The 14,089-nt window shown below is 73.4% G+C and carries 11 protein-coding genes; 4 read left to right on the top strand and 7 right to left on the bottom strand.

Translation table 11 applies throughout. The features are described 5' to 3' along the window. Nucleotides 1–7: 7 nt before the first annotated feature. The 7 genes from IEZ31_RS39755 to IEZ31_RS39785 all read right to left on the bottom strand — a co-directional run bounded on the left by IEZ31_RS39755 (nucleotide 8) and on the right by IEZ31_RS39785 (nucleotide 9,425). Entirely contained in the window at nucleotides 8–1,024 is a 1,017-nt protein-coding gene (locus IEZ31_RS39755) for an aspartate-semialdehyde dehydrogenase (protein WP_190255274.1), read from the bottom strand. A 147-nt stretch (nucleotides 1,025–1,171) separates the two neighbouring features. Then, on the bottom strand, nucleotides 1,172–1,459 hold the full coding sequence (locus IEZ31_RS39760; RefSeq protein WP_190255275.1) for an Lrp/AsnC family transcriptional regulator: 288 nt from the start codon (nucleotides 1,457–1,459) through the stop codon (nucleotides 1,172–1,174). Nucleotides 1,460–1,496: 37 nt separating this feature from the next. Continuing rightward, complete coding sequence (locus tag IEZ31_RS39765; RefSeq protein ID WP_190255276.1) at nucleotides 1,497–2,321, bottom strand: nucleotidyltransferase family protein; 825 nt, start codon at nucleotides 2,319–2,321, stop codon at nucleotides 1,497–1,499. After that, nucleotides 2,318–2,827: an NUDIX hydrolase gene (locus IEZ31_RS39770; protein ID WP_190255277.1), complete on the bottom strand. Its 510-nt coding sequence runs from the start codon at nucleotides 2,825–2,827 to the stop codon at nucleotides 2,318–2,320. Before IEZ31_RS39770 ends, IEZ31_RS39765 begins: the two co-directional genes overlap by 4 nt. A gap of 18 nt (nucleotides 2,828–2,845) precedes the next feature. Continuing rightward, complete coding sequence (locus IEZ31_RS39775) at nucleotides 2,846–4,657, bottom strand: RelA/SpoT family protein (RefSeq protein WP_373294759.1); 1,812 nt, start codon at nucleotides 4,655–4,657, stop codon at nucleotides 2,846–2,848. Between the two features lie 2,017 nt (nucleotides 4,658–6,674). Beyond that, nucleotides 6,675–8,408, bottom strand: coding sequence for a DEDD exonuclease domain-containing protein (locus IEZ31_RS39780; protein ID WP_190255278.1), 1,734 nt, complete (start codon nucleotides 8,406–8,408; stop codon nucleotides 6,675–6,677). Between the two features lie 69 nt (nucleotides 8,409–8,477). Continuing rightward, nucleotides 8,478–9,425, bottom strand: a complete 948-nt coding sequence (locus IEZ31_RS39785; protein WP_190255279.1) for a GAF domain-containing sensor histidine kinase — start codon at nucleotides 9,423–9,425, stop codon at nucleotides 8,478–8,480. Between the two features lie 130 nt (nucleotides 9,426–9,555). Between IEZ31_RS39785 and IEZ31_RS39790 the strand changes: the two genes are divergently transcribed. The 4 genes from IEZ31_RS39790 to IEZ31_RS39805 all read left to right on the top strand — a co-directional run bounded on the left by IEZ31_RS39790 (nucleotide 9,556) and on the right by IEZ31_RS39805 (nucleotide 13,911). Then, the gene (locus IEZ31_RS39790; RefSeq protein ID WP_190255280.1) at nucleotides 9,556–10,932 is read left to right on the top strand and encodes an NYN domain-containing protein; all 1,377 of its coding nucleotides are present in this window, start codon (nucleotides 9,556–9,558) and stop codon (nucleotides 10,930–10,932) included. Nucleotides 10,933–11,003: 71 nt separating this feature from the next. After that, nucleotides 11,004–11,234, top strand: a complete 231-nt coding sequence (locus IEZ31_RS39795; RefSeq protein ID WP_190255281.1) for a hypothetical protein — start codon at nucleotides 11,004–11,006, stop codon at nucleotides 11,232–11,234. 9 nt (nucleotides 11,235–11,243) lie between these two features. After that, complete coding sequence (locus IEZ31_RS39800) at nucleotides 11,244–12,500, top strand: M48 family metallopeptidase (RefSeq protein WP_190255282.1); 1,257 nt, start codon at nucleotides 11,244–11,246, stop codon at nucleotides 12,498–12,500. Nucleotides 12,501–12,789: 289 nt separating this feature from the next. Further along, entirely contained in the window at nucleotides 12,790–13,911 is a 1,122-nt protein-coding gene (locus tag IEZ31_RS39805; protein WP_190255283.1) for a glycosyltransferase family 4 protein, read from the top strand. Nucleotides 13,912–14,089: the final 178 nt, after the last annotated feature.

Here is a 14,089-nt window from a genome sequence, read left to right on the forward strand (position 1 = left end):
AGAAGGGTTACGCGGCGAGGAGCTCGGCGATCTGGACCGCGTTCAGGGCGGCGCCCTTGCGCAGGTTGTCGTTGGAGACGAAGAGGCTCAGGCCGTGCTCGACCGTTTCGTCGACGCGGATCCGGCCGACGTACGACGGGTCGGCGCCCGCCGCCTGCAGCGGGGTCGGCACGTCGGTCAGCACCACGCCGGGCGCGACGCCGAGCAGCTCGCGGGCGCGCTCGACCGAGATCGGGCGGGCGAACCGGGCGTTGATCGACAGTGAGTGGCCGGTGTACACGGGCACGCGCACGCAGGTGCCCGACACGCGCAGGTCCGGGATCTCGAGGATCTTGCGGCTCTCGTTGCGCAGCTTCTGCTCCTCGTCGGTCTCGAACGAGCCGTCGTCGACGATGGAGCCGGCCAGCGGCAGCACGTTGAACGCGATCGGGGCGGCGAACTTCTTCGGCTCCGGGAACTCCACGGCCGAGCCGTCGAAGGCGAGCGCCGCGGCGCCGTCGGCGACCTTGCGGACCTGCTCGTCGAGCTCGGCGACGCCGGCCAGGCCGGCACCGGAGACCGCCTGGTACGTGGCGGTGACGAGGGCGACCAGCTGGGCCTCCTCGTGCAGCGGCCGCAGCACCGGCATGGCCGCCATGGTGGTGCAGTTGGGGTTGGCGATGATGCCCTTCGGCCGGTTGGCGGCGGCGTGCGGGTTGACCTCGGCGACCACCAGCGGCACATCCGGATCCATGCGCCAGGCGGAGGAGTTGTCGATGACGACGGCCCCGTCGGCGGCCACCTTCGGGGCGAGTTCCTTGGACGTGCCCTTGCCCGCGGAGAACAGCACGATGTCCAGCCCGGTGTAGTCCGCGGTCGCCGCGTCCTCCACCGTGACCTGCCCGTCCTGCCAGTCGATGGGCCGCCCGGCGGAGCGGGCGGACGCGAACAGACGCAACTCGTCCACGGGGAACTGCCGCTCGGCCAGGATGTGGCGCATGACGCTGCCGACCTGCCCGGTGGCCCCTACGATGCCGATCCTCATGGCCGCGAGGGTACCTGCTGCGAACCGCGCTTTCGATGCGATTTGCCGCACTCCCGACGCCCTAACCAGGGTAAACGCGACCTTCTTGCGGCGCCGCAACGGCTGCGGGCGAAGCGTTCTCGGCCGCGGCCCGCATTTCCGGGGAAATTAGTCCGCGTCGGGCAGGCCGATCGCGAACGCCTCCTCCAGGTCGTGCTTCGAGTAGGCGCGGAAGGCGATGTGGGTGTCGGTGTCCACCACGCCCGGCACCTTCGAGATCCGGTTGGCGATCACCTCGGCGATCTCCTCGTACTGCCGGACGCGCACCATGGCGATGAGATCGGTGTTGCCGGCGACGGAGTACACCTCGCTGACCCCGTCGAGGTTGGCGATGTTCTCGGCCACCTCGGGGATCGAGTCGGTCGCGCAGTCGATGAGGACGATCGCGGTGATCACCTGGGGCGCTCCTTCCAGCATGTGGACATCGGCCATGCTAGTGGGCAGGCACGGTGAGGTCGCGGCCGACCCGGATCGCGTCGGTCAGCGTTTCGCCCGCGGCCACCACCCCGCCGGGCCACACGACGCCTCGGGTGACGTTCCCGTCGACGACCGCTCCGCGTCCGATGACCGCCTGGTTGATGCGGCCATTGACGATCGCTGCTTCCGCGACCGCATTCCGATCGTGTACCGCGTGCAGGTTGGCCCGCAGGTAGTGCGCCGGGGTGCCGGTGTCCAGGTAGGTCCCCCGGTACTCGACCACCTCCAGGCGGCCCTCCCGCTCGGCCGGCCGCCACGTGGTGCGGACCAGGTCCGCCGGTTCGGCGGTCAACCGGGCCACGTACTCCCACGGGATCAGCGTGAACCCCGCGAACCGGTGCGTGCCGAACTCCTTCGGCGGGCCGGGGACGCCGAGCAGCCGGACCGTGTGGCCGTCCCAGTCGTCCAGCAGGGCCGCGATGTCCGCTCCCGGCGCGCGGTCCGGGTCGGCCAGGTAGGCGTCGGCGTTGCCGGCCAGCACGGCCCGCCCGGCGACCCAGTCCCGGAGGTTGCCCAGGCCGCCCGCGGTGCCGATCGGCTCCGGCTCGACCGACAGGTGCGCGCGGTCGCCGGCGTGCGCGACGACCTGCTCGCCGAGGTAGGACGCGTTGACCGCCAACCGCCGTGGGCCGGTGAGGCCCAGCGCGTTGACCCGTTCGATCGCGCGGTCCAGCAGGGGGACGTTGCCGACGGGGCACAGCGCCTTCGGTACCAGTTCGGTCAACGGGCGCAGGCGGCGGCCCTCACCGGCGGCCAGGATGACCGCGCAGACCTCGGTCACTTGTTGAGTACCTCGGGGTAGTCCTTGTACGGGCCGATGCCGTAGTGGGCGAGCAGCCGCGACGTCGAGACGGTCAGCGGCGGCAGGGTGTCGAGCCGGTGCCAGGCGGCCTCCAGGACCTCGGCGGCGTCGACGGTGTAGCTGTCCGCGGGCTCCACCTCGGTCTCGAACACCATGTCGACCCACTGGCCGCGGGTGTGCACCACCGCGTTCGGGTTCGCCGCGCGGAACCGCTCGGTCGGGAGCTTGATGCCGGTCTCCTCGGCCAGCTCGCGGGCCGCGGTCTGGACCGGGGTCTCGCCGCGGTCCATCAGGCCGGCCGGCAGCGACCAGCCGGCGCCGGGCGGCTGACGCAGGAGCAGGATGCTCGTCGCCTCCGGGTCGCGGACCAGGATGACGGAGCCGATCGTGTACGTCGGCTGGAACGTGCGCACGATCCGGCGCTTCCAGCGGCCGGGAAGGCGATAGAACGTCCGATACGCGAACGCGCGCAGCCGACTCTTCATCCCCGAGAGGCTAGCCGCCTACCGCGGGCTCTGGTCGACGAGGGCGATCAACTCCGCCACGACGTCCTCGGCCGTCCGTGCGTGGTCGGCGACGGCGACCAGGAGCGTCTCCAGGTCGGGGTAGCCGAGCCGGGTCGCGAGGCGCACCAGCGGCAGGTCGCTGGCCAGGCCCCGGCCCTGCTGGCGCAGCGCGAGACCGATCGCGAGCCGCCCCAGCCGTACCTTGTTGGCCACCGTGATGGCGGGTGCCTCGTGCGCCTCGAACCACCGGCTGATGTGCAGCCGGGCGTGCGGCGTCTTCACGAACTCCAGCCACTCCGGCGACGGCCCGCGCGCCGGCGCGTCGGCGTCGAAGTCGTCGCGCCCGCCGGCCCGCGTGATGATCTCCACCGAGTCGCCGTCGGCGAGCGGCGAGGACACCGCGCTCAGCCGCCCGTTCACCCGCGCGCCGATACATCGGTTGCCGACGTCGGCGCCCAGGATGTACGCGAGGTCGACCGGGGTCGCCTCCGCCGGCAGCAGGACCGGCCGCCCGCCGCCCGCCGTGAGCACCAGGATCTGGTCCTCGGCGAGGTCGCAGCGCAGCGAGGCGATGAACTGCGACGGGTCCGACGCGGCGGCCTCCCAGTCGAGCAGGCGGCGCAGCCAGTCGAGCTGCTCGGCCTTGGTCGCGGGGCCGAACCGGGCGGCGGCGAGCGGGTAGCGGAAGTTCGCCACGATGCCGTACTCGGCCGCCTGGTGCATCTCGACGGTGCGGATGAGGACCTCGAGCGAGCGGCCCTCCGGCCCGAGCACCGTCGTGTGCAGCGACTTGTAGTTGTTGTGCTTCGGCGTGGCGATGAAGTCCTTGAACCGTCCCGGGACCGGCCGCCACTTGCCGTGCACGGCGCCCAGGGCCGCGTAGCAGTCGGTGTCCGGCCCGTCGACGATGATGACCACGCGCGGCAGGTCGTGCGGCTCGACGTAGTCGCCGTCGACCGTGTCCTTCCAGATCGAGTACAGGTGCCGGGGGCGCGGCGACACCGTGGCGTCGAGGCCGAACCGGCGCAGGTCGCCGGTCATCGCCGAGATGACCTTGTCGAGGTACCCGTCCCAGCCGACCCGCTGCTCGACGTAGTCGGAGATCAGCGAATACCCGCTGGGGCTGATCGCCCGCAGGACCCAGTCCTCCAACTCGCGCTTGAGCGCCTGGATGCCGAGCCGCTCGCAGAGCGGGATGAGCACCTCGCGGGTCGCCGACGCGATCCGCACCTGCGAGGACCGGGACCGCGCGTCCAGCGTGCGCATGTTGTGCAGCCGGTCGGCGAGCTTGATCACCAGCACCCGCACGTCCCGCCCGGCCGCCACGATCATCTTGCGGATCGTCTCGGCCTCGGCGTCGGCGCCGTAGAACATCTTGTCGAACTTGGTCACGCCGTCGACGAGCAGCGCGACCTCCCCGCCGAAGTCGCGCTCCAGCGCCCCGAGCGTGTAGTCGGTGTCCTCGACGGTGTCGTGCAGCAGCGCCGCCACCAGCGTCGTGGTGTCCATCCCGAGGTCCGCGAGGATCTCGGTGACCTCCAGCGGGTGCGTGATGAACGGCTCGCCGCTCTTGCGCATCTGCCCGCGGTGCATCTGCTCCGCGGTCGCGTAGGCCCGCCGCAACAGGGCCACGTCGGCGGTGGGGTGAATCTGGCGGTGGGCCCGCAGGATGGGCGACATGGCATCTTCGCTGGACTGCCAGGGGAAGATGGCCCGCAGCCGCGCGCCGATGATGGCAGAGTAGGTCGAGGTGGGATCCCCGGGCACGGCCCCACCGGCGAGCGCGGAGTAGCTGGGCGGCGGCGGCACCGCGGGCGAGTCGTCAGTGGGCGGCGCCGTCAACAGCCGCCGAGGCGTGGCGAACCGGTCGTCCTCGGGCTCCCGCAGCTTGGCCCGCGGCAGCACCTTCTTGCGCTGGACCTTCCCCTTGCCACCGGCCCCGCCGAGCACCTGCTGCGCCGAGGCCGCGTGCGCCTGCCCTTCCCCGGGCCCGGCGGCTTCGTCGCGGCGCTGCGCCTGGTCCTCCGCAGCCTCCGTGCGGCGCTGCGCTGGTTGCTCTGGGGCCTCTGTGCGGCGCTGCGCCGGTTGCTCTGGGGTCTCCGTGCGTCGCTGCGCTGGTTCTGCCGGGGCCTCTGGTTGGCGCTGCGGCTGCGCGGGTCCGCCCTCGTCGTCCTCGGCCCGGCGGTCGGCCTTGGCTCTCCCCGCGACACCGCGGTCGTTGGACGGCCACTCGGTCCCGCGCCGCCGCTCGGCTACTCGCTCGTTGGTCGGCCGCTGCTTCCGGTGCTCGCCCTGGGCCCCGTCACCGCCGGCCGGCTCCTGATCCCGCTCGGCGTCGGGCACGGCCCGCTCGGCCGGCACCGCGGCACCCTCGCGCCCGTTGTCGCGCGTCGCCTCGCGACGTTGCGTGTGCTCGCGGCCGTGTGTTCCGTGGCTGCGTTGCGTTGCGTCGCGGCTGAGTGCTGCTTCGCGGCTGGGCTTCGCTTCGGGGCTGGGCTCTGCGTCCCGGCTGGGCTCTGCGTCCCGGCTGGGCGTTGCTTCGCGGCTGGGCGTTGCTTCGTCAGCGGGCGCGATCCGATGCCGCCGAGCCGGTGCGTCCGGCACATTGATCGCCGCGGTGGGCAACCCCCGCGGCCCGAGGAACATCTCCCCGGCCCGCCGCGACTCGGCCCCGAGCCCGTCGGCCCCGACCGCCTCCGCCCGCAACATCCCCGACCCGAGCGGGGAGGAACTTAGATGCCCGACCCCGAGCGCCGACGGCCCAGGCCCCGAGCCCCCCAACGCGCCGGCCTCCGAGGAGCCGATCGCCTTGGACCCCAACCCCCTGGACCCCAACCCCTTGGACCCCAACGCCCGCGACCCCAACGGCGCCGAACTTCCCGGCACTCCGGTCCCCGGTGCGGCGCTCGTGCCGGACCCGGGCCGCGCACTGCCGTCCTCCGCCGCCCCACCGTCCTCGGCCCCGCGCCGAGCGCTCCCGATCGCTCCTGCGCCGAGCGGCGGCGAACTCCCCGTCCCGGCGAACCCACCGTCCCCGGGCCCGTGCACCGGCGCACCGAGCGGGGCACCACCGAACCCGGCCGTGCCGAGTCCCGACGTGCTGACTCCCGACGTACCGAGGCCGGACGTTCCCAGTCCGGCCGATCCCAATGCTGTTGTGCCGATCCCTGGCGGGGCCGGCCTGCCCGTGACGGACGCGCTCCGGCCCGGCGGAGCCGCGCTGCTCGGGCTCAACGCCTCCGGCGCCGCGACGGCCTCCAGCAACTGCCGCGCGTCACCCGCCATCGCCCCGGCCGCACCGTTGGTGCCCGGGCTGCTTCCGGTTGTGCCGCCGGTTTTGCCGCTGGCCGCCGTGCCGTTCGAGGCGCCTCGGCCGTCCGTGCTCGGGGCTGCCGGCCCGCGCTCGGTCCCAGCGGGTGCGGCGGAGCGGTCACCGGCCGCGACCCGGACCTCCGGCCCGGACGCGGGCGTCGCCATCGCGGGGCCGGGAGGGTAAGCGGACGCCGCCGCTGCCGTCCCGGGCGGGGAAGACGGCGTGGGCTGGGCAAATCCGGTGGCCGTCAGCGGTGTGGCGGGCGAGAATCCTGTCGCCGGAAAACTTGATGACTCCGTGGGGTTGCCGTCCGGCGCCTGTGGGTCCACCATGAACTCGCTGTGGGCCATGGAGGGGCCAGCATCCAAGGGCGCGCCGGACTGGTGCAGACCGGGCTCCATGCGGCACCTCCTCACCGACGGGCCACTCGGGCCTCAGTTTGGGTAGGTTCCAGCCTAGTTTGCTCTGCCGTATCCGATCGGCCATTTGAGTATGTGCGAACGTCCGATATACCTACCCGTCCAGATCGAAATGAACCGTGGCGGCAGCCTCGGCGCGGGTCAGGAACGGGCGCCAGCGACCGGCGCCGGTGGCCGGTGACGCCCAGCCCACGTCGGCCTTGACCAGCCGCGTTTCCGGGCGCTCGAGCCAGGCGAGGATGCGCTCGGTCTCCTCGGGCGAGGCGCGGGGCGTCGGGCCGGGGCCGGGACGCACGGTCTCGGCTGTGGCGAGCACCACATCCAGCGTCGGCTGTGGATGCACCCTCGGGGGTGACACGCCCGCGGCGGCGAGTCGGCCGTGTCGCACGACGGCGAGCTCCCAGCCGCCGGACGCGGCCGGGCGGGCGGCGATGAGCTCGGGTAACGCCGTCAGGGAGGCCAATCGCTGCATGCGAACCGCCGTGCGCAGGAACGCCACCATCCGCGAGCGGATCGTGGCCGCGTCCTCGAACCGCTCGGCGGCGGCGAGGACCTCGATGCGGGCGAGCAGGCCGCGCACGACCGGGCCGGGGTCGCCGACCGTCGCGGTGCGGAACGGGCCGGCGGCCGCCGACTCGTAGTCGTCGGCCGAGATGCGGTGCTCGCACGGCGCCGGGCAGCGGCCCAGCTCGGCGAGCGCGCACGCGGGCGTGGTGGTGCGCAGCGAGAGCTTGTGGGTGCACTGGCGGATGGGCAGCGCGTCATACACCCCCGCGGCGGCCAGCTCGGCGCCCCGCCGCGAGGGGAACGGCCCCAGGTAGGCGGCGCCGTCGTCCTGCAGCTCGCGGACGATGGACAGTCGCGGATAGGCCTCCCGCGTGAGCTTGAGCCACAGGACGCGCTCGGGGAACTTCGACCGCCGGTTGTACGGCGGCTTGTGCGTCGCGATCAGCCGCAGCTCCCGGACCTCGGCCTCCAGCGAGTGCGCGCACGGGATCGCCTCCACCCGCTCGGCCGCGTTGAGCATCTCGTCGATGCGGGCCCGCTTCTCCGCCGCGGTGAAATAGCTGCGCACGCGCGTGGCGATCGACGAGCTCGTCCCGATATACAGCGGGCGGTCCTTGTGGCCCCGGAACACGTAGACCCCGGGCTTGTCGGGCAGCCCGTCGGCGAGGTGCCGCTTGCGGCGCTGGGCGGGGCTGACCGCCTTCACGAACTCCAGGACGTCGCCGACCGTGTGCACCTTGAGGCTGCCCAGCCGGGCGAACAGGCCGTGCAGCACGTCGACGGTGGCCCGCGCGTCGTCGAGGGCGCGGTGGACCGGCTGGGTGGCCGCGCGGAAGTGCCGGGCCAGCGTCGAGAGCTTGTGGTTGGGCACCTCGTCGGCGATGAGCGCGCGCCGGGCGATGGCGGCGGTGTCGAGCACGAGCGGCTTGGGCCACGCGTAGCCGTGCTTGGCGCAGGCGGCCTTGAGGAAGCCGACGTCGTAGGGCGCGTTGTGGGCCACCCAGACCGCGCCGGCGGCGAACTCCAGGAACGCGGGCAGGACCGTGTCGATCTTCGGCGCCTCCAGCAGCATCACCTCGGTGATGCCGGTCAGCACCGTGATGAACGCGGGCAGCTGCTCCTCGGGGTTGACCAGCGTGCCGAACTCGCCCAGCACCTCGCCGCCGCGGACCTTGACGGCACCGATCTCGGTGATGCCGCCGCCGTCCGGTGCGCCGCCCGTGGTCTCCAGGTCGACGACGACGAACGTGCTCGAGAACAGCGTCGCGGCACGCGGATCGTCGAACAGGGCATCGAGCGTTTCCTGGTGGTAGTCGGGCACGGCCGCACACTACGCACGGGGTCTGACAATTTCCGGCAGGCGCGGCGCGCCCGGTCCGCCGCGAATGCCTCAGTGGGACGGGAACCGCAGCTCGAACCGCACGTCCGGCGAGCCGACGATGGCCGACGTCGAGGCCACTGTGGCGCCGTGAGCTCGCAGGATGTCCGCGACGGCACGCGGCACGGGCTCGTCGGCCGCGCGATGGCCGGCCAGGTCCGCCTGCCACTCCGGCGGGATCGAGCCGCCGGCGTGGGCGATCTCGATGGTCGGGGACGGCGCGCCGAGCACCCGCACGGCGACCCGGCCGCCCGCGGGTGCCGTCTTCAGCGCGGTGAAGACCACATAGTCCAGCGCTCGCGACAGCTTCGCGGGATCCGCGTGTACCGAGGCCTCGTCCTTGATCGCGAGCGTGATCGCGATGTTGCGCGCGTCGGCGATGCCCCGCAGCTCGCGGATCCGCGCCTCGGTCAGGTAGGCCAGGTCGACCGAGCGCGGCTCGGGGATGCCGTCGAGCTCGTCGGTGACGACCAGGCGCCGCAGCTCCAGCAGCTCGGTGACCTGGTGGGCGAGGGCCCGCAGGCCACGCATCTGGTCGAGGTTGAGCCGGTGCGGCGCATGGTCGACCACGCACAGCGTGCCGAGCGCTGCGCCGCCGCTGGTCAGCAGCGGGGCACCGGCGTAGAACCGGATGCCGTCGTCGCCGCGCACGAACGGGTTGTCGGCGAACCGCGCGTCGGCGGTCGCGTCGGGCACCACCATGAGGTCGCGTCCCATGATCGCGTGGGCGCAGAACGCCACCTCGCGGGGCGTCTCCGTGCCGGCGACGTCCCCGACCTTGGCCTTGAACCACTGCCGCTCGGTGTCGACCAGCGTGACCAGCGAGATCGGTGCGCCGCAGAGCTCGCTGGCGATACGGACGATGTCGTCGAAATCGGTCTCGGGTGGCGTGTCGAGGACGGCCATCGCGCGCAGGGCGCCGACCCGCTCGGCTTCGTTGTGGGGCACCGGAACGGCCATTTCTGTGCCTCCCCCGCCGGTCACTCAATAGGGCTAAACCAGGATATGTCAGCTTTTAGCCGTTCGAGGGAAGGCGGCCGTCTCCGACTCCATCCAGGGCGAATCTGGTCGACAATGCGACACTGGAGTGATGTCCATGCACGACGCCCCCGACGACCTCACCACCGAGGCCGCGGTGACGTCTGCACAGCCCGTGGACGATCAGCTCGAGCCCGTCCTTCCCGAGGCCGTCCGCCAGCGCGTGATCGCGCTCGCCGCCGGGGCCATCACCGGGGTACCGCTGGATGAGCTCCCCATGCCGTTGCGCCGGGTGGCGAAGTTCGCGCCCAACCGCCGCGCCCGCCTGGGCGGACCGGTCATCGCGATGCAGCTGGCCGGCGACCCCCTGTTGCGGCAGCGGCTGGCCACCCGGGTGGTCAACGACGCCGGCGACCTGGGCGCCTCGATCCTGGAGGGGGTGGCGCCCGCCGCCGCCGACCCGGTCGAGGTCGCCGCGCTGGCCTACCTGGCCCGGCCCGACGGCTGGCGCTCGCTGATCGCCGACGCCACCGAGGCGGTCCGGGCGGATGCCGAGAACGCCGTGGCCGCCGACCGGATCCGCGACGTCGAGCAGCGGCTCGCCCGCGCCGAGCACGACCGGGCGGTGGCCCGCGTCGAGGCCGACAAGCTGCGCGACGAGCTGGCCCGGCTGCGGGACGAGGCCGCCGGGCTGCGCGAGGAGGTGCGCTCGCTCGGCAAGACGCTGCGCGAGACCCAGGCCCGCGAGCGCAAGTCCACCGACATGCTGTCGGCCGAGAAGGGGCGGGCCGCCCGCACCGCCGCCGACCACGACGCCGAGCTGCGCCGCCTGCGCGCCAAGCTGGCCGAGGCCGAGACGGCGGCCGGCGCCCAGCGGCAGAGCGCCAAGGACGCCCGCGCGGTCGACGACGCCCGGCTCTGGCTGCTGCTGGAGACGATCGGCCAGGCGGCCGTCGGCCTGCGCCGCGAGCTGGCCCTCGACCCGACCGACAAGCTGCCCGCCGACTTCGTGGCCGAAGCCGCCGCCGACCGGCCGGAGAACGCCCCGGGCACCGCCGCCCGCGCGCTCGACGCCGACGACCCGGCCCGCCTCGACCAGCTGCTGGGCCTGCCGAAGGCGCACCTGATCGTCGACGGCTACAACGTGACGAAGAAGGGGTACGCCGAGATCTCCCTGGAGCAGCAGCGCAACCGGCTGATCACGGGCGTCGGCGGGCTGGCGGCGCAGACCAGGGCCGAGGTCACGGTGGTGTTCGACGGCGCCGAGCGGGTGCACGGGCTGCCGCCGGCGCCGCGCGGCGTCCGCGTGCTCTTCTCGCGCAAGGGCGAGACCGCCGACGAGCTGATCCGGCGCCTGGTCCGGGCCGAGCCGGCGGGCCGGCCGATCGTCGTGATCTCCTCCGACAAGGAGGTCGCCGACGGGGTGCGCCGCCACGGTGCGTATCCGCTCGCGTCCGACACCCTCCTGCGCCGCCTGTCACGCTCCTGACCTGCGGATATCCGTTTTTGTCGTACCCCACCTCTACCGTGTGTGTTGCCCCGACATGCGGAGGAGGAGCGATGCTCGTCGACTGCGACAGCTGCTCGGTGCGCGGCACCGCCTGCGGCGGATGCGTGGTGACCCTGCTGCTCGACACCCCACCGGCGATCCACCAGCTCGGCGCGGCCGAGGTCCGGGCCATCGAGGTGTTCGAGCTGGCCGGCTTCGAGGTCACCGTGCTGGAGCCCACCCACGTCGAGACCGGCTCCGGTGACGCACCGGAGCGGCCCCGCCGCCGGCGGGCCGCATAAGCTAGCGCGATGACCTCTCGGCAGTGGGCCGCGGCCTCCCTGGTCGTGCTCGTCGTCGCCGCGGCCGCAGTCGCGCTGCTGCGGGTGCCGTTGACGGCGCCGCCCGCGCCGCGGGCCGACCAGCTGGACGCCCTCGCGACGCTGCCGGCCGACGCGGTCGCCAAGGGACGCGAGTTCCGCGGCGCGCTGCGCCCTCCCATGTATCTCTCGATGGCGCTCGGCCTGGTCGTCGCCCTGCTGCTCGGCCTCACCCCGGCCGGGGCGTGGATCGTCGAGCAGGCCGGCCGCCCGTTCAACGGCCACTGGCTGGGCCGCGCCCTGCTCGGCGGCCTGGCCGTGGTGTTCGTCGGCGAGGTGGTCGCCCTGCCGATCGCCGCCTGGCGCCAGTCCATCCTGCGGCGCTACGGGTTGTCCACGCAGGACTGGGGGGCGTGGACCGTCGACGTCCTCAAGGGCTACGCGGTCGGCGCCGTCATCGGCGCCATCGTGCTCGTCGGCTTCTTCACCATCACCCACTTCGCCCCCCGCTGGTGGTGGGCGTGGGGCGCGGCCGGTGCGGCGGCCCTCACCGTGCTGCTCACGTTCGTGTTCCCGGTGCTCGTCGAGCCCATCTTCAACAAGTTCACCCCGATGCCGGAGGGCGAGCAGCGCACCCGGCTCATGGCGATGGCCGAGCGCGACGGCGTGCCCGTCCGCGACGTGCTCATCGCCGACGCCTCCCGCCGGACACGAGCGGTCAACGCCTACGTGTCGGGGTTCGGCCCGACCCGGCGGATCGTCGTCTACGACACGCTGCTCAAGGAGGCGCCGCCGGCCGAGGTCGAGTCGGTCGTCGCCCACGAGCTCGGCCACGCCAAGGACAACGACGTGTTCACCGGAACGCTGCTCGGGGCGCTGGGCGCCGCGGCGGCGGTCTGCGCGCTGTACCTGCTGGGGTCCTGGCCCGGGCTCTTACGCCTGGCCCGCGTCGACTCCATCGCCGAGCCGCGGGCCGTCGCGCTGCTGCTCGCGATAGCGGCCGTGGCCGGGCTGTTCGCCGGCCCGCTCCAGTCGTTCGTGTCGCGGCGCGTCGAGGCCCGGGCCGACCAGCACGCCCTGGAGCTGACCGGCGACCCGGCCGGCTTCGAGGCGATGCAGTCGCGGCTGTCCCTGGTCAACCTCGGCGACCCGGACCCCAATCCGGTGGAGCAGTTCCTGTTCGGCTCGCACCCGACTGCGGTCGAGCGGATGGCCGCCGCGCGCGCCTATGCCCGCGGCGAGCGTTGAGGCAGGGTAGGGGATGAGGGCGGCGCGGCATGCGACGACGGCGCTGGGGACGGCGCCGCGGCGGGCGAGGACGACCCGGCCCGCGGTGACTGCGCGGCCCGCGGTGACTGCGCGGTGCGCGGTGACTGTGCGGTGTGCGGTGACTGTGCGGCCCGAGAAGCCGATGCGGTTGGGGGCAGGGCGAACGGTGGAGGTCTGGCCGACGACGCAGAGTCGGACTGCGGCCGTGCGGTGGGGCGCGGCATCCTGCCTGGCCTCGGTGGCGTCGGGTGTGCGGGCGGCCTAGGCGATGAGAACGCTGCTCGTGACCAATGACTTTCCGCCTCGGCCCGGGGGGATCCAGCAGTTCGTGCACAACCTTGCCGTGCGGCAGCCGCATGGCGAGGTCGTCGTCTATGCCTCCACCTGGAAGGGCTCCGAGAAGTTCGACGCTGAGCAGCCGTTCGAGGTGGTGCGGGAGAACACCGGGATGTTGCTGCCCACGCCGTCCGTGGCGCGGCGGGCGGCCGAGCTGGCGCGGGCGCACGAGTGTGACACCGTCATGTTCGGGGCCGCGGCGCCGCTCGGGCTGCTGGCCGACGGCCTGCGGCGGCGGGGCGGGATCCGGCGGGCGGTGGCGCTCACCCATGGGCACGAGGTCGGGTGGGCGGCGTTGCCCGGGGCGCGGGGGCTGTTGCGGCGGATCGGGCGGGGGGCGGACGTCGTGACGTACCTGGGGGAGTACACCCGGGTGCGGCTCGCTCGCGTGCTCGACGGGGTGACGACCCTGGAGCGGCTGGCGCCCGGCGTGGACGTCGATGCGTACTCGCCGTCGGTGGACGGGAGCGTGGTGCGGGAGCGGCACGGGCTGAGCTCGGTTCCCGTGATCGTCTGCGTGTCCCGGCTGGTGCCGCGCAAGGGGCAGGACGTGCTCATCCGGGCGCTCCAGCGCGTGCACCGCACGGTGCCCGACGCCACGCTGCTGATCGTCAGTGGCGGGCCGGACCGGAAGCGGCTCGAGCGGCTCGTCCTCGAGACGGGGCTGCAGCGGCACGTCGTGTTCACCGGGTCGGTCTCGTGGGCCGAGCTGCCCGCGCACTACGCGGCCGGGGACGTCTTTGCCATGCCGTGCCGGACCCGGCGGCGCGGGCTCGACGTCGAGGGGCTCGGGATCGTCTACCTGGAGGCCTCCGCGACCGGGCTGCCGGTGGTCGCCGGCGACTCCGGCGGAGCCCCCGACGCGGTCCGCGAGGGCGAGACCGGGTACGTCGTCAACGGCCGCGACGTCCACGCCGTCGCCGAGCGGCTCACGAACCTGCTCACCGATCCGTTCCTGGCCTCCCGCATGGGTGCCGCCGGCCGGGCCTGGGTCGAGTCCGAGTGGCGCTGGGAGACCCAGGCCGCCCGGCTCCGCACCCTGCTCGCCGGCTGACCCGAGAACTCCCACCGCGGCCGGTCGAGCCCCCACGCCCGTGATCGATGGAGCGTTCTGGTCGCCATGACAGCCAGATCTCTCCATCGATCAATGAGAGCGGGCTGCGGTGGGGGGTCGCGGGGGCGGGTCGCGGTGGGGGGTCGCGGGGGCGGGTCGCGGTGGGGGGTCGCGGGGG

Origin of the sequence: Dactylosporangium sucinum (assembly GCF_014647515.1) — a bacterium.
Lineage (GTDB): Bacteria > Actinomycetota > Actinomycetes > Mycobacteriales > Micromonosporaceae > Dactylosporangium > Dactylosporangium sucinum.

Excerpts from the sequence above, each read along its gene's own strand:
- IEZ31_RS39795 (WP_190255281.1), top strand. The coding sequence starts at position 11,004 with ATGCTCGTCGACTGCGACAGCTGCTCGGTGCGCGGCACCGCCTGCGGC.
- IEZ31_RS39800 (WP_190255282.1), top strand. The coding sequence starts at position 11,244 with ATGACCTCTCGGCAGTGGGCCGCGGCCTCCCTGGTCGTGCTCGTCGTC.
- IEZ31_RS39785 (WP_190255279.1), bottom strand. The coding sequence starts at position 9,425 with ATGGCCGTTCCGGTGCCCCACAACGAAGCCGAGCGGGTCGGCGCCCTG.
- IEZ31_RS39790 (WP_190255280.1), top strand. The coding sequence starts at position 9,556 with ATGTCCATGCACGACGCCCCCGACGACCTCACCACCGAGGCCGCGGTG.
- IEZ31_RS39805 (WP_190255283.1), top strand. The coding sequence starts at position 12,790 with ATGAGAACGCTGCTCGTGACCAATGACTTTCCGCCTCGGCCCGGGGGG.
- IEZ31_RS39770 (WP_190255277.1), bottom strand. The coding sequence starts at position 2,827 with ATGAAGAGTCGGCTGCGCGCGTTCGCGTATCGGACGTTCTATCGCCTT.
- IEZ31_RS39755 (WP_190255274.1), bottom strand. The coding sequence starts at position 1,024 with ATGAGGATCGGCATCGTAGGGGCCACCGGGCAGGTCGGCAGCGTCATG.